Raw genomic sequence first — 22,528 nt, 5'->3', positions numbered from 1 at the left:
ATGGGGTCGCCGCCCCGTGAGCTGGGGGTCTATCTCCACGTTCCCTTCTGCCTCGCCAAGTGTCCCTACTGCCCCTTCCCGAGCCGGCCCCTTCGAAGACGGGAGGCCGACGCCTACCTGCAGGCACTGAGAGAGGAACTCGATCTGTGGAAGGGGCGGTGGGGCGTCCTCCCTCCAGTGTCGACACTCTATGTCGGCGGCGGCACCCCTACGGTCCTGGACGCCCCGCAGTGGTCGGAGCTGATCGCCCTGCTGGAGGAGCGTCTGCCTCTTCAGGATGGAGCCGAGGTGTCTGTGGAGGCCAATCCTGGGACCCTCACGGCGGAACAGCTCGCCCTGTGGCGCGCGTGGCGGGTGACCAGGGTCAGCATCGGGGTGCAGAGCCTGGATGACGGCGAACTGGCCTGGCTGCAGCGTCCCTACAGCGCCGGGCAGGCCGTGGACGCCCTCCATGCGGCCCTGGGATCGGGGTTTCGGGTGAGCGCCGACCTGCTCTTCGGCCTCGGCGGACAGACCCTCCAGGGTTGGCACCGGACGCTGCGGGAGGTGACTGCCGCCGGTGTGGGCCACATCTCCGCCTACCAGCTGACGCTGCATCCGGGAACGCCATGGGGGGACCATCCGCCCGGCGGTCTGCCCGAGGGCTATCCCTTCTACCGGTTCTGCCAGTGGTATCTGCCCCGGCACGGCATGCCCCAGTACGAGGTGGCGAGTTTCGCGCGCATCGGGGAAGCCTGCCGGCACAACCTGGCCTACTGGCGGCGGACGCCGGTGCTTGGGCTGGGGCCCGCCGCCTGGGGGTTCCTGGGGGGGCTGCGCTACCGCAACCACTGGCCGCCGGAAGACTGGAGGGAAACCCTGGCCCGGGGGGAGCTCCCCCAGGCCTACACGGAGCGTCTGGAGGGGCGGGCGGCCGCCCGCGAGGCGGCCATCCTGGCGCTGCGGACAGCGGAAGGCATCGACCGGGCCGCCTTTGCGGAACGCTACGGAGCGGCCCGGCTCGACGCCGTTGGAGCGCTGCTGGCCCCCTGTGCCGGCGCCTTCCTCTCCATGGACGCAGACCGGATCGCCCTGACCCCCAGGGGGTTCCGGGTGGCCAACGCGATCTGGGAACTGCTGGTGGACTGACGCGCCGCTCCCTGCCCGCCCGGCGTCACTTCGGTGTGGTGGCTCTGGTGAAACGCCGTTTCACCAGGCCGAGAACGTAGCGGTCCTCCTTTTCGAAGCCCAGCAGGAGGAAGAGACCGCCCGTCAGCAGGTAGCCCAGCGGCAGGGCGGCGAGCGCCCGGAGGAGGGGCGTGGCCAGGGGGAGCGCGCCGAGGCCCAGGTAGAGCCCGGTACAGAGCGCCGCCGCGAGCCCCTGCTTCCAGTAGGCCCGTGAGAAGGGCTGGAGATTCAGCAGACGTTTCACCTGGATCATCATCAGGATGTTGATCGCAGAGAGCGAGACCATCCCCGCGATGGCAGAGCCGGTGATGCCCAGCCGCGGCAGCAGCAGGATATTGAGCGTCACATTCAGCGCCGCCACCAGAGCGCTGTTGGCCATCACGCAGCGCTGGTGCCTGGTCATGGCAAGCAGCTGTCCCACCGGCCCGGAAAGGGCGCTCACCACCTGGCCCACCGCCAGGATCCGCAGGACATCCGCCGCGGGAACAAAATCGGGGCCGAAGACCAGCATGATCTCCCCGGCGAAGAGGAAGAACCAGATCGCCAGCGGCAGCGTGGCGGACACCACCCAGCGGACCACCGTCCGGTGCAGCGCTTCCAGCATCTCGTGGTCGCCGCTGTGGTAGAGCTCGGCGATGGTGGGGGCGAAGATGGTGTTCGTGGCCTGCAGGAAGAAGGTGGCCAGCTTGGAAACGCTCATCGCCGCGGTGAAGAGCCCCACATCTTTGGAGAGCAGGAAGACACCGACCAGCAGACGGTTCACCTGATTCCGGAAGAACCCGGTGGCGGTGATGAAGAACATCCCCGTGGAAAAGCGGAGGAACTTCCTTGCCGTGGCGGTCCGGAGTGCCGGGGTTATCTCCTGATGCGGGCGCCCTCTGCCGAGTGTGCGGAACCGCAGAGCGAGGACCGCCGCGCCGACGGCCCAGGCGAGGACCGTGGCCAGGACAATCCCCAGCAGTCGGAACCCCGCCAGGTAGAGCAGACCGAAGAGGGCGAGCCGGAGGCTCCGGCGCAGCACCTCGTTGCAGAACATGGCCACAGAGGGCTTTTTGAACCCCCGGAAGGCGGCCGTCAGCAGCTGATTGGCGATACTGAAGGCCAGGATCAGGGCGAACCAGGGGAGGATCGGGACCAGCCGCGGCTCGTGGAAGAGCCCCCCGGCGATCCCCGGGCCGAAAACCAGGAGCACCGCCGCCAGGGCAGCGGCGAGCACCATCCCCGTGGTGAAGGCCGTTCGGACCACCACGCGGCTGCGGCCGTACTCCCGCCGGCCGTTGTACTGCCCGAGAAACCGGGAGAGCCCCTGCTGCATGCCGAAGATGGCGATGAGCATGCCCACCTGGGTGATGGACATGCCCAGCGAGAAGAGGCCGTAGCTGTCGGCGCCGAGGAGCCGGGCGATGGCCGCCTGGGCGACAAAGCCCAGCAGATAGCCCATGCTGCGGTAGACAAAGACGAGCCCCGCCTGCTTTCCCGTGGCGGCGAGGGTCTTCTTGTACCTGTCCTGCGACATCTGTTCGGCCCCGGGTGCCTGCTCCGGCGGGGTGTTCACCGGCGGGAGCCCCGCGATCGCTCAGGCATGGACCGCGCCGGAGCTGTGCCACATTCTTCTGCAACGCACACTTCCATGGGAACCACCGCTTTCCGCATCCTCTGGGGAACGCCGGCCGGGGCTCGCAGCCGCCTGCCCCCACCCATTACTGTTTGATCCGCAGCGAGTTGAGGACCACCGATATGGAGCTCAGCGCCATGGCGCTCTCGGCGATCACCGGGTGGAGCAGCCCCATCATGGCCAGCGGGATGGCCACCACATTGTAGCCGAAGGCCCAGGCGAGGTTCTGCCGGATCACGGCGAAGGTCTTGGTGGAGATCCCCACCACGTCGGCCACCGAGGGCAGACCGCCCTTGACGACCACCACATCGGCGCTGTCGATGGCCAGGTCCATGCCGCTTCCCACGGCAACACCGATGTCGGCCCCCTTGAGCGCCGCGGCGTCGTTCATGCCGTCGCCCACCATGAGCACCTTCGCGCCGTTGCTCTGGGCGCGGCGCACCACGTAGAGCTTGTCCTCCGGCTTGATGCCCGCCATGACCTCATCGATCCCCACCTGCCGGGCCACCGCCTCGGCGGTCTCTTGCACATCGCCGGTGGCCATCACCGTGGCGATGCCCTGCTCCTGGAAGCGCCGGATCCCCCGGGCGGCGTCGGCGCGCACCGGATCCTTCACGGCGAGGGCCCCGACGACCCTGTCGTTTTTGCGCACCTCCACCACCGTGGCGCCTTCGGCGTAGCACTCCCGGTACCGTTCCGTTTCCTTCGGTTTGCCCACAAACCAGGCGTCGTCGTCCACCGTGGCGCTGACGCCCTCGCCGGCCTGCTCCCGGAGCTCTGTCACGGCGGTCTGCCCGTCCGGTGCGTAGTCGGCGATGGCCGTCGCCAGGGGATGGGTGGAGTTGCGCTCCATGGCCCCTGCCACAGCCAGCGCCTGCCTGTCGAGGTTCGTCCAGACCACCCTGGGCGCACCCTGGGTGATGGTCCCCGTCTTGTCGAAGACCACCACACCGATCTCCCGGGCCGTCTGGATGGCCTCGGCGTTCCGGATGATCATGCCCTTGCGCGAGGCCAGCCCCGTCCCGGTGATCAGCGCCATGGGCGTGGCCAGTCCCAGGGCGCAGGGGCAGGCGATGACGATGGTGGTGATGAAGGCGAAGACCGCCAGGGAGAAGGGCTCCCGGACGGAGGTCACCCAGGGGAGAAGGCTTCCCGCGGCGTCGAGGAAGCCGCCGAAGCGCTCCACGCCGAGATACCAGAAGACACCGCTCGCCACGGCCAGCGAGGCCACCACCGGTACGAAGACGTTGGTGATCCGGTCGGCCAGCGCCTGGATGGGGATCTTGGCGCCCTGGGCCTCCTGGATCAGCCCGATCATCCGGGCCAGGAAGCTGTCCTCGCCGATCCCCGTCGCCGTGATCTCCAGGGCGCCGCCGAGGTTCAGCGACCCGCCGGTTACCTCGGCGCCCTCTTCTTTCTGCACCGGCAGGGACTCGCCGGTGATCATCGATTCGTCCACCGAGGTCCGCCCCTGTTCGATGCGGCCGTCCACGGGGATCCGTTCCCCGGGGCGCACCAGCACCGTCACGCCGGTCTTCAGCCCCTCGATGGGGACACTGAGCTCCCGGCCGTCGTCGGTGCGGATGCGGGCCTCCCGGGCCTGGATCTTCAGCAGGGCCTTGATCTCCTTGGCGGCCCGGTCCCGCAGGTGGGACTCGATATAGCGCCCGGTCAGGTGGAGGGCCAGGATCATCGGCCCCAGCGCCCCGAAGGAGGTGTCCACAACCCCCGCCAGCGTGGCGGGGGCCGTACACCAGGCCGTCACGGTCCCCAGGCTCACCAGCACATCCATGTTGGCGTGGCCGTGGGTGAGGGCGATCCAGGCGCTCCGGATCGTCGGCAGTCCCGTGGCGAGCAGCACCAGCGCCCCCAGCAGCGTCTCGAACCAGAGGTAGGCCGCCACGTGGGTCCCGGCCATGTGGAAGCCCATCATCACCATCAGCGGGCCCGTGACGCTCCAGGCCAGCGCCAGCCGGTTGCGGGCGTCCAGATAGCGCCGCGCCTCGCGTTCCTCGCGGCTCGCGTGGGTCACCCCGTACCCGGCTTTGCGGACCGCTTCCTCCAGGCGCTCCTGGGGGATGTCCCGGTCGAGCACCACGAAGGCCGTCTCCGTGGCCAGGTTGACCCCCGCGTAGGCCACGCCGTCCACCTTGCGGAGCGACCGCTCCACGATGCGGGAGCAGGTGGCGCAGGTCATCCCCGTCACGAGCATCGACCGCTTGAGGTTCCGTTCCTCCTGTCCCGCCATCGCTCTACCTCCGTTCCTTCACCGTCGAGGGATAGCCCGTGTCGTCGAGCAGCGCCAGCACCGCGTTCTCGTCCCCGGCGGCGACGGTCACCGTCTTGCCGGCAAGGTCCACCTGAGCGCCGGGGTAGCCGGCCTCTTCGAGAGCCCTGCCGATCCGGTTCACGCAGTGGTCGCAGGACATGTCGGGCACATCGATCACCAGTGTCTGCATGGCGTCCACGCTCCTTTCAGGCGTTGTGGCCGAGCAGCGCCGCGAGGCGGTCGATCCCCTCGCCGATACGCGCTCTATCCGTAGCATAGCAGAAACGGAGGTACTCGTCCCTCTCCCCGGGGAAGCGGTCGCCGAAGCAGCTCCGGGCCAGTACGGCCACGCCGGCATGTTCCAGCAGGTAGTCCTGCAGCGCCTCCGCACCGTCCAGACCGAGGCGGGCGCAGAGCTCCGTAACGTTGGCGAAGGCGTAGAAGGCCCCGGGCGGTTCGGGACAGCGGACGCCGGGGAGGCCGTTCAGCCCCTCCACGATCAGATCCCGCCGCACCCGGTATTCCTCGACCATGGCCGCCACATCGTCGTCGCACTCATCAAGCGCCGCCACCCCCGCCGCCTGGGTGAACGCCGACGTACAGGAGACGGAATTGGTCACCAGCAGGCTCACCCTGGGCACCAGCTCATCGGGCATCACCCCGTACCCGAGCCGCCAGCCCGTCATGGCGTAGGTCTTGGAGAAGCCGTCCACCAGGATCGTGCGCTCCCGCATCCCCGGGAGGGAGAGAAAGCTCGTGTGGCCCCCGTCGTAGACAAAGGCCCGGTAGACCTCGTCGGAGACAACCCAGAGGTCGTGCTCTTCGGCCAGATCGGCCACGGTCTGCAGCTGCTCGTCGGTCAGCACCCCGCCGGTGGGGTTGTGGGGGCTGTTGATGATGATGGCGCTCGTTTTCGGCCCCACCAGGCGCCGCAGCTCCCGGGCGTCGAAGCCGAAGCCCCGGTCCTCGCGGAGCGGCAGCGGCACGGGGGTTCCGCCGGCGTACCGGATCAGCGACCCGTAGGCGGGGAAGCCCGGTGTGGGCATGACCACCTCGTCGCCCTCGTCGATGATGGACATGAGGCTGCAGAAGAGCACCGGCTTCACCCCCGGGAAGGCCAGCACCTGCTGCGGCGTGATCGCCACCCCCGCCTGGGCCGAGACCTTCTTTGCCACGGCCTGCCGGAAGGCCGCCGTTCCGGGGGAGGGCGTGTAGTGGGTGGCCCCCTCCTGCAGCGCCCGGATCGCCGCGTCCTTCACGCGCTGGGGGGTGTCGAAGTCGGGTTCGCCGATGGCGAAGCTCACGATATCCCTGCCCTTTCCTTCCTCTTCCTTGACCCTGGCCAGCACGTCGAAGGCCGCCTCGCCGAGCAGCCGCCCGGATCGTTTCGCAATCTGCATCACAGCCATTCCTCCTTTTCCAGCTTACGACAGCACCGATGCCGCCTGTTTCTCCGATTCTACACGGTTTCGGCCTGTTCCGTGATGCGCATGCGGGGCGGCCGCCACGGGGATCCCCGCCCGGACCAGTGCGGCCGCCGTGGCGTTCACGGCTTCGTGCTTCCTGAGGTAGGAGGTCTCCAGTCCTTCCATGGCGTTCTCCGCTTCGATATCCTCCCTGGCCAGGAAGTAGTGCAGCAGATCCGAGGGGACCTCGGCCGCCGCCTCGGTCTCGGGATCGCCGCCTTCGTGCTTGGCCGAGAGGTTGGGCACGGTCCGTCCCAGCTCTACGATGTCGCCGCGCCGGTTGTAGGGCTGGCGGACGATGCTCCTGTAGGTCTCCGTGATGTGGTGCTCGATCCGCACCTGCTCGGTGAGCCCCAGCGCCTCCCGGAGGGCGGCGCTCCGGCGGATTGTCTCCGCTGTCATGGAGTTGGAGACGTTGAACCCCGACAGCGGTGTCGTGCCGTCGTCGCGGGCGAAGAGCCGGGCCAGGGAGAGCATGCTCAGCACGGCGAAGGGGTTGTCGTTGCCCATGAAGACGGAGACCTTGAAGTGGATATCCACCCCCATCCGGTAGAGCAGAAAGCCCAGCAGCACCGTGCCGGGGTTGACGTTGAGCACCTCCCGCACGCCGTACCCGGTGTAGTAGTGGAGGAACTCCCCGGCCCACCGCAGCGGGTGGTCGTTGGGCTGGCCCACGCCGCCGAAGTAGCCGGTGATTGTCTCGGGCCCGCCCAGGTGGACGTTGGAGCCGTCGGTCCCCCTGGTGTCCCGCGTCTCCACCCAGCTGCAGCCCAGGATCCCCATGGCCGCCGCCACCGCCGCCAGGTCGCCGTCGGCCTCCTGCTCGGCCATGTTCCGGACGCGGATGAACCGACCGGGCAGGAGCTCGCCATTGCGGATGGCGGCCTTCGCCTGTGCGATCAGCCAGGGGAAGTACTGCAGCGCGCTGAGCTCCAGCGTCACGGGATGGCTGTTCGCCCCTTCGGGGATACCGCCCTGTTCCCGCGCGAACCTGTCGGCCTCCACAAAGGCCCCGTCGGCGACGCTGTCTTCCAGCCAGGCCAGATCGGCCAGATAGGGCGACCGCTCCCGCCGCAGCCGCTCCTTGAGCGCCGCTACGCTCCCCTGTTCCCGGGCCTTGCGGTTGATCTCCTCCGGTGTGCCGTAGCGGGCCACCACACGCTCCAGCTCGCCGACAACCCAGCTGTTCGCCACGACCTCCGCCACGCCTTCCACATCCTGCAGCCGCAGTGCCTTCTGTGCAGTCATTACGCATCCCCCTTATTCAAAGATACAAAAAAAGACCAGGACCCCCCTTTGGGAGCCCTGGCCCGGAACGCTCGGCGCTGCCTGTGCACGACTAGCGTGCGCCGATCACCCCAGGAGGGCCGACGCACATCATCATGCTGGTCAGCATAACGGTATGAAGACTGGAATCGATCTGTGATCTCTGTAGAGACATGCGCCGCCGCTCCTTTCCGCCGGATTTGCTCGCACGGCATTTCGTATTGGTTGGGAAGTATACCAGGCCTGCCGAGGCTGTCAAGCGGCAATCTGGGCCTCATGGCGGGGGAGGGCACGGGTGGCCTGAACCATCTGTGTGCAGAAGAGGACTGCCGTTGCGCGGTTCTTCCTGTATACTGCTCACCGGAGCGGCACCCTCATCCGCGGTTCCCGTATGATCTTTGCGGGATACCGCTTGACGGCCGGGCCGGCAGCGTGTATAAGGGAGAGTTGTTGAGAAAGACATTCAATAAGGAGGAGTATTGATGAAAATAGCAGTCGTGTCCGACGGTGAGGCGCTCTCCAGTCAGCTTGGCGGGCGTTTCGCCCGGGGGGGATTTGTGCACATCGTAGATACCGACACAGACAACGTGGAGACCTTCCGCAACGACGCCAACGACATGGCCCACGGAGCAGGGGGACGGATGGTGCAGAACATCGCCTCCGCAGGGGCCACCGCCGCGCTGGCGCCCAGGGTGGGCCCCAAGGCGGCTTCGGCGCTCCGTGCCGCGGAGATCGCGGTCTACGAGGTCCGGCAGGGGACCGGCGACGATGCCGTGGAGGCCTTCAAAGCCGGCCGACTCAAGGAGCTTCCCCTCTAACCGGGGGTATCCGTAATGCCCGCATCCAGCGGGAGTATACAATAGGAGGCAATGCAATGGCAGATTCGCAAAAGAGCTGTGGGGGCGCCAACACCCCCTTCAACCCCACCAAGGGGAGCTTCAGCCACACCATCGCCGTGGGCAGCGGCAAGGGCGGCGTCGGCAAGAGCTCCGTGGCGGCGCTCACCGCCGTAGCGCTGGCCCGGGCCGGCAAGAAGGTGGCGGTGCTTGACGCCGATGTCACCGGCCCGTCGATCCCCAAGCTGCTGGGCGTCACCGGCACCCCCGAGGGCGACGAGCAGGGCATCATCCCGCCCGCCACCAAGGGGCTGGGCATCAAGGTGATGTCCGTCAACCTCCTCATGGAGGACCCCACCAAGCCGGTGGTCTGGCGCGGGCCGCTGATCGGCAACCTGATCCGCCAGTTCTGGACGGACGTAAACTGGGACGACAGCGAGTACCTGGTGGTGGACCTGCCGCCGGGCACCGCCGATGCGCCGCTGACGGTGATGCAGACCATCAGGCTCGACGGCCTGGTGATGGTCACCTCGCCCCAGGAGCTCGCCGGGCTGGTGGTGGAGAAGGCCGTCAATATGGCGCGGATGATGAACGTCCCGCTCCTCGGCGTGGTGGAGAACATGTCCTACGCCACCTGCCCCCACTGCGGGGAGACCTGGGACCTCTTCGGCAGGAGCCGTCTCGACGAGGTCGCCCGGAGCTGGGGGATCCCCGCCCTGGCACGCATCCCCATCGACTCGCAGATCTCCGGCCTCGGCGACGACGGCCGCCTGGAGGTCTACGCGAACCCCCAGGTGCTGGACCCGCTGAGCGAAGGGATCACCAGGGGCATCGCCCACCCCGTAGCCTAGACAGGCCTGGACACAGAGAGCGGAGGGGGCCCCCAGGAGGGAGCCCCGGCGCTGAACACTGCAGGTTCCGGTGTTGCGTTCCGCAGCTTCTTTTCCCGTCAACCGAGACAGACCGTCCGGGCGACGCCGAGGAGCGCTTCGGAGATGTCGAACATGTTGGAGACCACGCCGGCGCCCACCCGGTCGGTGACACCGAAGTGGGTCGTGCAGGTGCCGCAGACCAGCAGCTCCGTCCCCTTCGCCTCGAGCTGCCTGAGGCTCTCCAGGGCGGTGTGGTCGTCCAGAGCGAGGAAGACCCCCTCGTTCATCAGGGCCACCACGCGGGGCGGTCTGTCCCGTTCGGCCATAGCCCCCAGAAAGCCCTTGATCAGCACCTCGCCGAGCTCCCTGTCTTCCTTGCCCAGCTCCTTCCCGGAGACAAGGATGGCCACATCCTCCAGGGATCCTTCGTCGCTGTCCTTTGCCGCCGGCTGCGCCGCACTGTCGCCGCCGGTTCCGGTGACGGTGAGATCGGTTCCCTCGCCCCCCTGTGCCACGCTGTAGCCCATCTTCTCGAACATCCGCGTGACGTTGGAGACGGCGACCTTGTTGTCGACAAGCACCTGGATCTCCCGTTCTCCGGTGTCGATCATCTTCTTGGTCATCATGACCGGCTCCGGGCAGGCCCTGCCTCTGGCGTTGACTGTCTTCACCTTCCACTTCCCCTTCCGATTCAAGGATGATTGGTGCCGGAATGCCTATTGCGGTGCGGCGGGCTCGGGAAGACGCTCTGCCGGGCAGAGCACCGCTCCCGCCAGGGCCATCTCCCCGAGGGCCCGCTCTTCGTCGCCTTCGTTCAGATTGACCCCCCGGCTGGCGTCTGGAAGCATCAGTACGTCGAATCCCTCTTCCAGGGCCCCCAGAACGGTGGCCCGGACGCAGATCTCCGTCACGAGGCCGCAGATGGTGATGGTTCCTACGCCCTGTTTTCTGAAATACTCCCCCAGATCGGTTTCCTGGAAGGCCGAGTAGGCGTCGTGATCGAGATGGTCCGCCGTATCGAGGATGCGGGCCTCCGGGGGGATAGCCATCCCCGGAGCGAATTCGGCGCCTTCGGTGCCCTGGATGCAGTGCGGCGGCCAGGGTCCGCCCTGTTCCTCGAAGCTCGCGTGTCCCGCCGGGTGCCAGTCCCGCGAGAAAACCAGCGGGCAGCCGGCGCTTCCGTATCTTTCGACGAGCCCGTTGATTATGGGTACAATGGCCTCGCTTCCCGGAACGCCCAGGGCGCCGCCGGGAAGGAAATCCTTCTGGACGTCAACCACCAGCAGCGCTTCCGGTCTGTACATGGAATCCACCTCCTTGCGCGTTGAGCCGGGGTGTATGCTGTATTATGATAAGTATAACATGATCGTGGGTATGTCTCAAGGTGAACAGGCAACAGGGGGATGCAACAGAGGATATGCACACAACAGGGGGAAGGACAGTGGACGAAGAGCTGCGCGAGAAGCTGCGGAGGATACCGTCGATGGACAGGCTCCTGGAGGCCCCGTGGATCGCCGAGGTGGAGCCCTGCCTGGGGAAACGGACGGTGAAGGGCGTCTTCGCCGATATCGTCGGGGAGCTGCGCCGGGACATCAGAAAAGGGGAGGACCGGACGGTGGATGCGGGGGCCATTGTGGAGGAGGCCCGCAGGCGTTGCCGGCGGCGTCTCCAGCGGAGCCTGCGCCGGGTGGTGAACGCCACGGGGGTGGTGGTCCACACCAATCTGGGGCGTTCCTGTCTCTGCGGCGAGGCGGTGGAGGCGGTGACGCAGGTGGCCTCCTCCTACAATACGCTGGAGTACAACCTCGAAGAGGGGACCCGCGGGCAGCGCAACGACCATGTGGAGTGGCTCCTCTGTGAGGTGACCGGCGCCGACGCCGCCATGGTGGTGAACAACAATGCCGGCGCGGTCCTGCTGGCGCTGGCCGCGCTGGCGGCCGAACGGGAGGTGGTGGTCTCCCGCGGCGAGCTGGTGGAGATCGGCGGGTCCTTCCGTATCCCCGACATCATGACCTTCTCGGGGGCCGTCATGCGGGAGGTGGGCACCACCAACCGTACCCATCCGGCGGACTATCTGGGCGCCATCGGCGACCAGACGGCCATGCTCCTCAAGGTGCACCCCTCCAACTTCCGGGTCCAGGGCTTCACCCGCGAGGTGACCAGGGAGGAGCTGGCGGCCATGGCCCGGGAGCGGGAGCTGATCTGCATGGAGGATCTGGGCAGCGGCATGCTGCTGGACTTCTCCCCCTACGGGCTCTCGCGGGAGCCGTCGGTCCGCGACTGCCTCCAGGCCGGTGTGGACCTGGTGACCTTCTCGGGCGACAAGTTGCTCGGCGGGCCGCAGATCGGCGGGATTGTGGGGCGTCGTCAGCTCATTGACCGGCTCCGCAGCTATCCGCTGGCCCGGGCGCTCCGGGTGGACAAGATGACCCTGGCGGCCATGGAGAGCACCCTGCGCTGCTACCTCGCCGGCAGGGAAGGGGAGATCCCCACCGTCGGGATGCTGGCCCTGGGACGGGAGACGCTGCACGCCCGGGCCGAGGCGCTGTCGGAGAGCCTGGAGAAGGCGCTTCCGGACGCAGGGACCGAGGTGGTGGAGGTGGATGACGCCGTAGGGGGCGGCGCCTTCCCCCAGGAGGCCCTGCCCGGTGTGGCGGTGGCGCTCAAACCGGAGCGGATGCCCACCGGCAGGTTGCAGGAGGCCCTGCGCGGGAACGATCCGCCCATTGTCTGCGGCGCCCGGGAGGACACGTTGCTGATCCATGTCCGGACGCTGCTCGAGGGGGACGAAGGCGCTGTGGTGGACGCCCTCGCCGCCCTTCTCGGGGAGGTGTCTCCATGAGCGTGCGGCCCCGGGAGATCGCGCTGGTCCTGGGCACGGCGGGGCATATCGACCACGGGAAGACCACGCTCATCAGGGCGGTCACCGACATCGACTGCGACCGGCTGGGCGAGGAGAAACGGCGGGGCATCACCATCGAGCTGGGCTTCGCTCCCCTGACGTTGCCGGACGGAACGGTGGTGAGCGTCGTCGATGTGCCCGGTCACGAACGCTTCATCAGGCAGATGGTGGCCGGCGCCTCGGGGATCGATGCGGTGCTCCTGGTGGTGGCGGCCGACGAAGGGGTGATGCCGCAGACCCGGGAGCATCTGGACATCCTCTCCCTGCTGGGTGTGGCCGACGGCATTGTGGCGATCTCCAAGGCCGACCTGGTGGATGAAGAGCTTCTGGAGATGGCCCTGGAGGATGTGCGGGAGACGGTGAAGGGGACCTTCCTGGAAGGCAGGGCGGTGGTGCCCGTCTCCGGGGTGACCGGCCTGGGGGTGGACGATCTGACCGGGGAGGTGGCGGCCCTGGTGGAACGGGTGCGGCCCCGGGACCGGAGCGGGGCGCTCTTTCTGCCCATCGACCGGGCCTTCCCCATCTCGGGATTCGGAACGGTGATCACCGGGACCGCCCACCGCGGGACGATCCGCGAAGGCGAAGCGCTGGAGATCCAGCCTTCGGAGCAGAAGACCAGGGTACGGGGGGTCCAGGTCCACGGCCATTCGGTCTCCGAGGGCTACGCCGGCCAGCGGATCGCCGTGAACCTCGCCGGGGTGGCGCTGGACCGGCTGCACCGCGGTGACGTGCTGTGCAGCCCCGATGTCTTCTCGCCCACCTCCTGTATCGATGTGTGGCTCCACATCCTGACATCCGCGCCCGAGACGGTCTACCACTGGCAGCGGGTGCGGGTCCATATCGGCACGGCGGATGTGCTGGCCCGCCTCTCCCTGCCGGAGGGACGGACCATCGCCCCCGGGGAGAGCGGACCGGCTCAGCTGGTGCTGGAGGAGCGGGTGGTGGCCTCGCTGCGGCAGCGTTTCGTCGTCCGTTTCTACAGCCCGCTGATCACCATCGGCGGCGGCGAGGTGCTCTACCCCTATGGGCGGAAGCCCCGGGGAAGGCGCCGCCGGGAGGAGCTCTCGGGCACGCTGCGGGAGCTCGAGGAGGCTCCCGACAAGGGGGAGATGTTCCGCAGCTTCCTCCGGAGCGAGGGGATCCTCTCCGTCGATGAGGCCAGGCGACTGCTGCAGGAAACCGCGGAGGCCGTGGACGGCCTGGCGGAGGAGCTCGAAGGCAAGGGCGCGCTGACGGTGCTGCCCTTGCAGGGGACGCGGCTTTTCCTCGATGCCGGGGAGTCCGATCGCCTCTCCCGCAGCCTTCTCCAGAGGCTCGAGGCCTTCCACGAGGCCCATCCCCAGCTCGCGGGGATGCCCGTCGACGAGGCCGTGCAGAAGGCCTTCTCCGGCAGGGCATCACGGGCGGGCAGGGAGATCCTGGCCGATTTCGCCCGCAGGGGTGTCGTGGCTGTCGACGACGGCCGGGTCCGGGTGCCGGGGTTTGTGCCCCGGGACACGGCGCGGTACGACGCCCTTCTCGACCGGCTGGACGAGCTGGCGCTCCGGCAGGCCTGGCAGCTGCCCAGTATTGAAGAGGTGCGGAAGGACTTCGGGCTGGACGAAGCGGAGATGGGCCTCCTGGTGGAGCTGGGGAAGCAGCGGGAGCGGCTTGCGGTGCTCGGCGGGGGGCTCCTGCTGACGGAGGGGATGAAACAGAAGACCCTTGAACTGCTGCAGGGCATGGGGAAGGAGATCTCCCTGGGGGATGTGCGCGACGCCACGGGGAGCACCCGCAAGTATGTGCTCCCCCTGCTCGAGTATCTCGATGCCCAGGGGTACACACGGAGAGTGGGGAACGTTCGGGTCCTGAGGAAGCGGTAACGGTGGAACCATAGCCTGTGGTGAGCTGCGAACCTGCCGGGCGGGCCCGGTTTCGCCCCGGACCGCCCCAGTGGCGGGGAGATCGATGGAGGGCGCCCGAAAGGGGAGCCTCCCTTCGTGGACAAGTGTGTCGGAGGCCGGCGACTGGAGGTTGAAAATTATTCAATTATCTGGTAAAATTCAGTTAACTCGACTATTGTAGGAGTGACGCCAATGCCCTGCAGCTTGACCACGATTCGGGAACAAGTGGCGCTTCAAAAAGGCGCAACAGTTCGGTACCGGGCTTCCAAGGGTCGGCGTAAGGTGGAGGAGCGTCAGGGAGTCATACTGGAGACCTATCCGAAGATCTTCACACTCTACGTTGCCTCGCAAAACAGTACGGTGTCCTTCAGTTACGCTGAATTGCTGACTCATGAAGTGGAAATGGAGATCATTTCCGGAGAACAGAGACCCCTCTAGAGACACACAACATCATTGCCCCCAGCCCCGACGCTTCGGCGCCGGGGTTTTCTCTTTGCTTCGGCGTGGTGCCACGGTCCTGCCGGTGGCATGAAAGGAGGCGTTTTCGTGTCGGGAGTGCTGCTGCAGAGTCCCGGGAAGATCAACCTGACGCTCACGGTCACTGGGAGGCGTTCCGACGGGTTCCACGACCTGTCGACGCTTTTTTTCCGCCTGCCTGCGGTAGAAATGTTGACATTAAGACCCGATAAGGTTCATAATGTTAATGATATGCTGGTGGTGCGCGGGGCTCCTTTGCCTGCCCGCAACACCATCACCCGGTCGTTTGAACTCCTCCGACGGAAGAGCGGGAGGATCCCGCCCGTGGAGGTGGAGCTCTCCAAGCGCATTCCGCCGGGCAGCGGACTCGGGAGCGGCAGCGGGAACGCCGCGGCGATCCTCCGCTGGGGGGCCGCGAGGTACGGCGTTCCGCTGCAGCCTGCAGAGCTTGCCTCGGTGGGAGCGGATGTCCCCTTTCTCTACTCGGGAGAAGGATGCGCGCTCGCCACGGGTGTGGGCGAATGTCTCCAGCCGATGCCGCTGGCCCGGCCGCTGTGGGTGGTGGTACTGGTTCCACGGTGGTCCAGCGACACCGCGGCCGCCTTTGCCGGGATCGACGCGGCCCGTGCAGGCAGGCAGTGGGGGACCGCCGAGGAGGGAGAGCGTGTAGCCCGTTCGGTTGCAGAGGATCTGGAAAGGGGCGCATCGGTCGGTATGCTTCCCAACGATTTCGCCGGTGGGCTCCTCCGGCTGCATCCGGAGTACCGGCGGTTTTTCGATCTGGCGGAAAGGCGGGGGGCGCCGGCCTGGGGCATTACGGGAAGCGGCAGCTCTGCCTTCGCCCTGGCGCGGTGCGCCGGGGAGGCCTTCCATCTCGCCGCAGCCGGAGAGCGGTTCCCCTGGGTGCGCTGCTGCGGGGTGGTGTGAGACCGGCCGAGGCCACAGAGGGGTGTGGGAAATGGCATGCGCGGACAACGTATAGAGAGGCTTGTGCAGCTTGCGTCCCGGTTTCTCCGGTTCCCCAGACGCAATCTCTCGCTCACCGACTGGGCGAGGGAATTCGGTGTCTCCAAGACCATCGCCAGCGAGGATGCGCTTGCGGTAGGGGCCGCACTGGAGAAGGAGGGCCTGGGCAGAATCGAGGTGGTCCGCGGACGGTCGGGCGGAGCGCGGTTTATTGCGGAGGTCGACAGGGAGAGCCGGCGCCGGCATCTCCACGGTCTGGCCGAACAGCTCTCCGACCCGCAGCGGATCCTTCCAGGCGGTTTGATCTACTACGGCGATGTGCTGATGAACCCTGCCACGGTGATGCCCCTGGGAAACAGCCTGGCGACGCTCTTTGCGGGACAGAACCCGGAGGTGGTCATGACCTCCGAGGTGAAGGGCATCCCCCTGGGGATCTATACCGCCCAGGCCCTGGGTGTCCCGCTGGCGCTCTGCCGGTTCCGGAACAGACCGAGCGACGGGCCGGCGGTGGCGGTCCACTATCCAAGCGGGACGGGGGATGTCCGGACGATGTACATGAGCATGCGCCAGCTCCGCCGGGGGGCGCGCGTGCTCATTGTGGACGATTTTATGCGCGGCGGCAGTACGGCGTCGGGGATGCTGCACGTCGCCTGGGAGTTCGAGGCGCTGGTGGTGGGCATCGGGGTGTTCATCATGGCCGACCGGCCTGAGAACAAAGCGGTCCAGGATGTCACCACGCTGCTCAGGATGACCGGCGCCGGCGATGACCAGAAGCGGATTGTCGTCAATACATCGCTTCCCTAGCCCGGCGGAAACCCTCCGGGGTGCTTTTTTATACAACCGGAATGCCGAATTGGAGAAGAAAAGGGAGCGGAATGTTTGACGTTCCTATCGCACTGGGTTACAATCTTTCCGCAAAAGGAGGTGGCGGTTTCATGGTTGTCACTGTGCGCGAAGATGAATGTATCGGATGCGGCGTGTGTGCTCAGGTATGCCCCGAGGTGTTTGAACTTGACGAGGACGCAGGAAAGGCCAGGGTCATTCGCCCCGAAGGGGCGGAATGTGCGAAAGAGGCTGCAGAGAGCTGTCCCGTGAGTTGCATTGACATTGAGGAGGAATAGCGAGGGACCAGGACGACAACACATGGGACCGGCCACGAGATCCAATTGCGGTGTCCCGTGGGCCCATAGCTCAAGTGGCTAGAGCCACCGGCTCATAACCGGAAGGTTCCTGGTTCGAGTCCAGGTGGGCCCACCACGATGAGAGTTGCGGCGTGAGCCGGAAGCCACCGACACGGTGGCTTTTTTCTTTTCTCTCCCCCCTCCAGGGAGGGGCCTTGAAGGAGGTGCGCGGCTGGTGGATGTCAAGACATTGCTGGAGCGATTGGACGACATTGCGCCCCTTCGCGGGGCCGAGGACTGGGACAACTGTGGTCTGCTCCTCGGTTCGCCTGCTACAGAGGTCGAGGGGATTGCGGTGGCGCTGGACGTGACGGAGGAGGTCCTGTCGGAGGCCGGACGACGGGGCTGTAATGTGGTGGTCTCCCACCATCCCCCGATTTTCGCGCCCCGGAAGAGGATCACCCCGGAGGACCCAACGGGTCGGGTGGTGATCCGGGCGGTCCAGTGGGACATGACGCTCATCGCACTCCACACCAACTGGGACCGCGCCTTCGACGGCACGAACGTGGTTCTGGCCCGGCGTCTCGGGCTGGAACGGACCGCGCCGCTCCTGCCGAGCGACGACGGGGGGCTCTTCGGCGACGGTATTGTCGGGACCCTGCCGCGCCCTGTCTCCTTCGACCAACTCTGCAGCAGGGTGCGGAGGTCCTGGGAACTCCCCTGGCTGCTGGGCTTCCCGGCCGCCGGGGCCCCCGGCGAGGTGACGAAGGTGGCCCTGGTGGGCGGCTCCGGAGCGGATTTCTGGCCTGCTGCGGCCGAACAGGGCGCTTCCGTGTTCATTTCGGCGGATATCGCCTACCATAAGCGTCAGGATATGCTATTCTCGGGAATATGTGTCTGTCAGGTGGACCACGGCGATATGGAAGCCCTCTCCCTGGATGCCCTGTGTGCGACGATTCGGGACAGAACCGGGGCGAAGGCGGCTGTGGTGCACGCGTCCCGTCCCGTTTCCCTGTACGGAGACGTTGTGGAAGGATCAACAGAATAAAACGAGGTGATAGATGTGGCAAGTAATGTGTTCAGCGGCATGCGCCCGACGGGGAAGCTCCATCTGGGGCACCTTGCCGGGGCGTTGTCGAACTGGGTCCCGCTGCAGGACAGATACAACTGTTTCTACTGCATCGTGGACTGGCATGCCCTGATGTCGGAGTATGCCGATGTGAGCGGGCTGGCGGGGAACTGCCGCGAGGTGCTGCTCGACTGGCTGGGTGCGGGGCTTGATCCCGAGAAGAGCACCATCTTCCTCCAGTCCCATGTCCCGCAGCACGCTGAACTGCATCTGGCTTTTTCGATGATTACCCCCCTTGGCTGGCTTGAACGTTGCCCCACGTACAAGGAACAGATCAAGAACATGCAGAACAAGGATCTGGGCAACTACGCCTTCCTCGGCTATCCTGTTCTGCAGGCTGCGGACATCCTCCTCTACAGGGGGGAGCGGGTTCCCGTGGGCGAAGACCAGTCGGCCCATCTGGAGCTCTCCCGCGAGATCGCCCGGCGGTTCAACCACTTCTTCGGGACCAGCCTGCCGGAACCGCAGACCCTCCTGACACCAACCCCGCGGGTGCCCGGTACGGACGGCAGAAAGATGAGCAAGTCCTACGGGAACGCCATCAATATCGCCGATACGGACAAAGAGATCTGGGACAAGCTCAGGACCATGCAGACCGATCCGGCCCGGGAGCGCCGGACCGATCCCGGGGAGCCGGAGAAATGCCCCGTCTGGGATCTGCAGAGGGTGTTCAACGGCGACGAGGCCCAGCGGGAGGAGCTCGCCGAGGGATGCCGTACCGCCGGCATCGGCTGCATCGACTGCAAGAAGTCCCTGCACCGGCATGTGATGACCTATCTCGGTCCCGTGCAGGAGCGCCGCCGGTACTACGAAGCCCACGGCGAAGAGGTCATGGATGTGCTCCACCACGGGGCGGCCAGTGCCCGCAAGGTGGCCGGGGAGACCATGCAGGAGGTGACCGGGGCGCTGGGCTTCATCTCCTCCAGGAACACCTCGCTGTAAGGCAGGAAACCCCGTGGCCTTCGAGGTGTCCTGCAAGGGGTTTTCCGGACCGCTGGACGTGCTCTGCGCCCTGCTGGAATCCCGTGAGGTCAATGCCGGCGATGTGCCGGTGCACGAGATCGTTGGCCGCTACTGCACATATCTGGCGAAGGAACGGGATGTGCCGCTGACGGAGCTGGCCGAGTTCCTCTCCCTGGCCGCCCGGCTGCTGCTCAACAAGGCACGGGCCCTGATGCCCCGGGAGGAACCGGAGGATCCAGCCTGTGACGAGGGGGAGTGGGAGGACGGGACAGAGGAGATCACCGCCCGTCTCCAGCGCTATCGGCCCTACCGGCGGGCCTCGTCGATTCTGGCGGAGCGTTTTCAGTGGAGGAGGAGCTGTTTCACCCGGCCCGGCAGCGAGGAGACGATCTGGTTCGATCTGGGCGACCTCTATTCCCTGGCCCGGGTCTGGTGGACGCTGATCGGCAGGGTGCGGGAGGACGACGGGGACATTGTGGATGCCGGGGAGGAGGATGTGCTCTGGAACGGACTGCCCGACGAGGTGCCCGAGGAGGCCCAGGTAGGGACGCGGATGGAACAGATCCGTGCCCATCTGGCGGCGGGGCGCGCTCTTTCGCTGGCGGAGCTGGTCCGCGAGACGCCCACCCGGTCGCACCTGGTGGTGACCTTTCTGGCGCTTCTGGAACTGAGCCGGATGGGGGAGATCGAACTCCGGCAGGAGGGGCTGTTCGGCCATGTCGTTATCGCAGCCTGAGGGACTGACGCCGCTCCAGAAGGAGCTCGAAGCGCTGCTCTTTCTCGCAACGGATCCGATCCGTACCTCCGATTTGGCCGATTTCCTTGGGCGGCCGGCGGAGAGCGTCGACGACGCGCTCCGGCAGCTGAAGCAGCACTACGGCGGACACGGCCTGGAACTGCTCCGGATCTCCGGAGGATGGCAGCTTGCCACCGCACCGGAGCTGCGGGATACGGTGGCCCGGTTCCGCGAGGAGAGTCAGATGGGACGTGTGCGGTTGAGCCGTCCGGCACTGGAGACCCTGGCTGTCATCGCCTACAGTCAGCCCGTGACCCGGGGAGAGGTGGAGGAGATCAGGGGTGTCCGCTGCGATCGGGTGGTGGAGACACTCCTGAAACATGGGCTGATCAAGGTGGCGGGACGAATGAAGGGAACAGGCACACCACTGCTCTACCGGACCACGGAGCGATTCATGGATCTCTTTGGCCTTGATTCCGTCTCCGACCTGCCCAGTCTGGAAGAGCTCCAGGATGGAGTGGAGGGCGACCATGACGGCGATGTTTGAAGAACCGGTCCGGCTCAACCGCTATCTCGCCGCCTGTTCGCTGGGTTCGAGGCGCTCTGTGGAGACCCTGATCGACACCGGCCGTGTTGCGGTGAACGGCGTGACGGCCACGGCTCCGGCGGTGCGGATCGGTCCGGAGGACACCGTTACCGTCGACAGCGCCGTGGTGACCCCGGCGCCGCCGGTGTATCTGGCGGTGAACAAGCCTGCGGGTGTGGTGTGCGCGGTGCGGGACCGCTTTGACCCCACGGTGCTTCAGCTGCTTCCCGATCATCTGCGCGACACCGGGGTCTTCCCGGTGGGGCGGCTGGACAGGGAGAGTGAAGGGCTGCTGCTCCTGACCAACGACGGCCAGTGCGCCCAGAGGATCCTCCACCCTTCCCGGGGGATGCGCAAGCACTACCGGGTCAGACTCCGTCCCGCCCCCGACAGGCGGGCTATGGAGGCGCTCCGGCGGGGGTGTACCGTGGAGGGAAGCCCTGTCCGGCCGGTGAAGGTGGAAAAGCGGAATCCCCGCAACAAACCGGGATGGGTGGAGATCGAGCTTGCCGAAGGCAGGAAGCGCGAGATCAGGGTGCTCGCGTCGCAGGCGGGACTGGAGGTAGAGCGGCTGATCCGGACGGGCATCGGGGGAATGCGCCTCAGGACGCTCCGATCCGGCCAGTGGTGTGGAATGTCGGAGAAAGAGCTGTGGAAGAAGCTTCTTTCAGGTGGTATCGTATAGATGAGCCGCGCAGAAGAAGCGGGGGTGAAGGGTTGTGGAAGGACTCGATGAACGCACGCAGGAACTGATCCGGCGGCGGGTGCTGAAGCGGGTGAGGGATATCCCCTCGCTGCCGCAGTTTGTCACGGAGACGCTGAAGAAGCTCGACGATCCCAAAAGCAGCGCCTCCGATGTCGCCGACCGGCTCGGGAGGGACGAAGGGCTGGTGATCCGTATCCTACGGCTCGCCAACTCGGCGTACTACGGGTTGCCGCGTAACATCGTGAGTGTGACCGAGGCGATCGCACTCCTCGGTTTTCGTACGGTGAAAAGCATTGTGCTGGCCGCTTCGGTGTACAAATTCATGGAGGGTTCCTTTACCGGCTATGCGCTGGACCGCGGAGCCCTGTGGCGCCACTCTCTCAGTGTGGGCCTTGTCTCCCGGCATATCGCCAAGCAGGTGGGGGTTGACGTGGAGGAGGCCTATGTGGCGGGCATGCTCCACGACCTCGGCAAGATTGTCCTGAACGACTTTGTCCGGTTCGGGTACAGCATCATCATGCGTCTTGTCGAGGAAGACGGGGTTCCCTTTATGGAGGCGGAACACCAGGCGCTGGGGTTCGACCACGCGCAGGTGGGCGGGATGATTCTGGAACAGTGGAACATGCCCGAATCCTATATCGTCACCGCCCGGTTCCATCATGATCCGGACGACTACGAAGAGAAGAGCGGCAACATCCGGGAGATCCTCGACGTGGTGCATGTGGCCAATATCCTCTGTCTGATGCTCGGCATCGGTATCGGCGCCGACGGACTCCAGTACCGGCCCTCCGAAGATGTGATCGAGCGGCTGGGGCTGACCGATATCGAGGGCCTCATGTCGGAGATCGTCGATCTCATCGACAGCATGTCCGAAGAATTCAACCTTGGAGAGTGAAAATCCGGTGGCACAGATTGTAACCCTCGACGGTCCCGCAGGCGCCGGCAAGAGCACCGTCGCCAGACGTGTCGCCCGGCGGCTGGGGGCCTTCTACCTCGATACCGGGGCGCTGTACCGTGCCCTCGCCTTCGTGCTGGACCGGAGCGGCGTCCCGGCAGAGGAGACGGAAACATTGCGGAAGGAACTCAAACAGCTGGATGTGGCGCTTCGGGACGGAAGGGTCTCCGTGAACGGGGAGGACATCTCCGGCCATATCCGCACGCCCTATGTGGACACCATCGTCTCCCCCTACGCGGCGCTCCCCTCCCTCCGCGAGCGCCTGCTGGAACTCCAGCGCCGTCAGGCCCTGGAAGGCGCTCTGGTGGCCGAGGGACGGGACATGGGGACCGTGGTCTTCCCCGATGCCGACGTGAAGATCTTTCTCACCGCCTCGGCGGAGGAGCGTGCCCGGAGACGCTGGAAGGAGCAGACCGACCGCGGCGATGACACGGACTACTACCGTGTCCTGGAGGATGTGCGGCGGCGGGACGACTACGACACCGGCCGGGAACACGCGCCGCTGCGGGCCGCCGGGGACGCCCGGGAGGTCCCCACCGACGGTCGCTCCATCGATGAGGTGGTGGACGTGATCCTGGCGATCGCCCGCGAACCCGGGAGAGGCGGAGGATAG

23 protein-coding genes and 1 tRNA gene are annotated in these 22,528 nt (G+C 66.5%); 17 read left to right on the top strand and 7 right to left on the bottom strand.

Features of this window, described 5'->3' with window-relative positions:
* Entirely contained in the window at positions 1-1,128 is a 1,128-nt protein-coding gene (locus K9L28_01640) for a coproporphyrinogen III oxidase family protein (GenBank protein ID MCF7935036.1), read from the top strand.
* 25 nt (positions 1,129-1,153) lie between these two features.
* Here the strand turns inward: K9L28_01640 and K9L28_01635 are convergent, their stop codons facing one another.
* The 5 genes from K9L28_01635 to K9L28_01615 form a co-directional block, all read right to left on the bottom strand.
* Positions 1,154-2,683 (bottom strand): flippase, encoded by a 1,530-nt coding sequence (locus K9L28_01635; GenBank protein MCF7935035.1) that lies wholly within the window; start codon positions 2,681-2,683, stop codon positions 1,154-1,156.
* A 184-nt stretch (positions 2,684-2,867) separates the two neighbouring features.
* A complete protein-coding gene (locus K9L28_01630; protein ID MCF7935034.1) occupies positions 2,868-4,979 on the bottom strand; it encodes a heavy metal translocating P-type ATPase in 2,112 nt (703 codons plus the stop codon).
* Between the two features lie 55 nt (positions 4,980-5,034).
* Positions 5,035-5,241: a heavy-metal-associated domain-containing protein gene (locus tag K9L28_01625; GenBank protein MCF7935033.1), complete on the bottom strand. Its 207-nt coding sequence runs from the start codon at positions 5,239-5,241 to the stop codon at positions 5,035-5,037.
* A gap of 16 nt (positions 5,242-5,257) precedes the next feature.
* Complete coding sequence (locus tag K9L28_01620) at positions 5,258-6,454, bottom strand: pyridoxal phosphate-dependent aminotransferase (GenBank protein MCF7935032.1); 1,197 nt, start codon at positions 6,452-6,454, stop codon at positions 5,258-5,260.
* A gap of 21 nt (positions 6,455-6,475) precedes the next feature.
* On the bottom strand, positions 6,476-7,765 hold the full coding sequence (locus K9L28_01615) for a hypothetical protein (protein MCF7935031.1): 1,290 nt from the start codon (positions 7,763-7,765) through the stop codon (positions 6,476-6,478).
* 500 nt (positions 7,766-8,265) lie between these two features.
* Here K9L28_01615 and K9L28_01610 point away from each other — a divergent pair, with 500 nt between their 5' ends.
* Positions 8,266-8,601 carry a hypothetical protein gene (locus K9L28_01610; GenBank protein ID MCF7935030.1) on the top strand — a complete coding sequence of 112 codons (336 nt, stop codon included), beginning with the start codon at positions 8,266-8,268 and terminating at the stop codon, positions 8,599-8,601.
* A 56-nt stretch (positions 8,602-8,657) separates the two neighbouring features.
* Positions 8,658-9,470 (top strand): Mrp/NBP35 family ATP-binding protein, encoded by an 813-nt coding sequence (locus tag K9L28_01605; GenBank protein MCF7935029.1) that lies wholly within the window; start codon positions 8,658-8,660, stop codon positions 9,468-9,470.
* Between the two features lie 98 nt (positions 9,471-9,568).
* Here the strand turns inward: K9L28_01605 and yedF are convergent, their stop codons facing one another.
* Positions 9,569-10,162 (bottom strand): sulfurtransferase-like selenium metabolism protein YedF, encoded by a 594-nt coding sequence (gene yedF / locus K9L28_01600; protein MCF7935028.1) that lies wholly within the window; start codon positions 10,160-10,162, stop codon positions 9,569-9,571.
* Between the two features lie 45 nt (positions 10,163-10,207).
* On the bottom strand, positions 10,208-10,795 hold the full coding sequence (locus K9L28_01595) for an isochorismatase family protein (protein MCF7935027.1): 588 nt from the start codon (positions 10,793-10,795) through the stop codon (positions 10,208-10,210).
* Positions 10,796-10,908: 113 nt separating this feature from the next.
* On the opposite strand from K9L28_01595, the gene selA reads away from it, so the two are divergent.
* From selA to cmk, 14 genes are all read left to right on the top strand, one after another.
* Positions 10,909-12,333, top strand: coding sequence for an L-seryl-tRNA(Sec) selenium transferase (gene selA / locus K9L28_01590; protein MCF7935026.1), 1,425 nt, complete (start codon positions 10,909-10,911; stop codon positions 12,331-12,333).
* Entirely contained in the window at positions 12,330-14,255 is a 1,926-nt protein-coding gene (gene selB / locus K9L28_01585; protein MCF7935025.1) for a selenocysteine-specific translation elongation factor, read from the top strand. The genes selA and selB overlap by 4 nt, the downstream gene beginning before the upstream one ends.
* 213 nt (positions 14,256-14,468) lie before the next feature.
* Positions 14,469-14,714 carry a Veg family protein gene (locus K9L28_01580; protein ID MCF7935024.1) on the top strand — a complete coding sequence of 82 codons (246 nt, stop codon included), beginning with the start codon at positions 14,469-14,471 and terminating at the stop codon, positions 14,712-14,714.
* A gap of 108 nt (positions 14,715-14,822) precedes the next feature.
* Positions 14,823-15,680: a hypothetical protein gene (locus K9L28_01575; protein MCF7935023.1), complete on the top strand. Its 858-nt coding sequence runs from the start codon at positions 14,823-14,825 to the stop codon at positions 15,678-15,680.
* Between the two features lie 36 nt (positions 15,681-15,716).
* Complete coding sequence (locus K9L28_01570; protein ID MCF7935022.1) at positions 15,717-16,523, top strand: pur operon repressor; 807 nt, start codon at positions 15,717-15,719, stop codon at positions 16,521-16,523.
* A gap of 131 nt (positions 16,524-16,654) precedes the next feature.
* Positions 16,655-16,840 carry a ferredoxin gene (locus K9L28_01565; GenBank protein MCF7935021.1) on the top strand — a complete coding sequence of 62 codons (186 nt, stop codon included), beginning with the start codon at positions 16,655-16,657 and terminating at the stop codon, positions 16,838-16,840.
* A gap of 59 nt (positions 16,841-16,899) precedes the next feature.
* Positions 16,900-16,976: transfer RNA gene (locus K9L28_01560), tRNA-Ile, on the top strand.
* Between the two features lie 99 nt (positions 16,977-17,075).
* Positions 17,076-17,888: a Nif3-like dinuclear metal center hexameric protein gene (locus tag K9L28_01555; protein ID MCF7935020.1), complete on the top strand. Its 813-nt coding sequence runs from the start codon at positions 17,076-17,078 to the stop codon at positions 17,886-17,888.
* 15 nt (positions 17,889-17,903) lie between these two features.
* A complete protein-coding gene (gene trpS, locus K9L28_01550) occupies positions 17,904-18,911 on the top strand; it encodes a tryptophan--tRNA ligase (GenBank protein ID MCF7935019.1) in 1,008 nt (335 codons plus the stop codon).
* Between the two features lie 13 nt (positions 18,912-18,924).
* Positions 18,925-19,668 carry a segregation/condensation protein A gene (locus K9L28_01545; GenBank protein MCF7935018.1) on the top strand — a complete coding sequence of 248 codons (744 nt, stop codon included), beginning with the start codon at positions 18,925-18,927 and terminating at the stop codon, positions 19,666-19,668.
* Positions 19,649-20,215, top strand: a complete 567-nt coding sequence (gene scpB / locus K9L28_01540) for an SMC-Scp complex subunit ScpB (GenBank protein MCF7935017.1) — start codon at positions 19,649-19,651, stop codon at positions 20,213-20,215. Before K9L28_01545 ends, scpB begins: the two co-directional genes overlap by 20 nt.
* Positions 20,199-20,939: an rRNA pseudouridine synthase gene (locus K9L28_01535; protein ID MCF7935016.1), complete on the top strand. Its 741-nt coding sequence runs from the start codon at positions 20,199-20,201 to the stop codon at positions 20,937-20,939. Before scpB ends, K9L28_01535 begins: the two co-directional genes overlap by 17 nt.
* A gap of 34 nt (positions 20,940-20,973) precedes the next feature.
* The gene (locus K9L28_01530; protein MCF7935015.1) at positions 20,974-21,855 is read left to right on the top strand and encodes an HDOD domain-containing protein; all 882 of its coding nucleotides are present in this window, start codon (positions 20,974-20,976) and stop codon (positions 21,853-21,855) included.
* The gene (gene cmk, locus K9L28_01525) at positions 21,845-22,528 is read left to right on the top strand and encodes a (d)CMP kinase (protein ID MCF7935014.1); all 684 of its coding nucleotides are present in this window, start codon (positions 21,845-21,847) and stop codon (positions 22,526-22,528) included. The genes K9L28_01530 and cmk overlap by 11 nt, the downstream gene beginning before the upstream one ends.

It is taken from the genome of Synergistales bacterium (assembly GCA_021736445.1).
Taxonomy (GTDB): Bacteria; Synergistota; Synergistia; order Synergistales; family Aminiphilaceae; genus JAIPGA01.
This window is presented reverse-complemented; position numbering and strand designations above follow the sequence as displayed.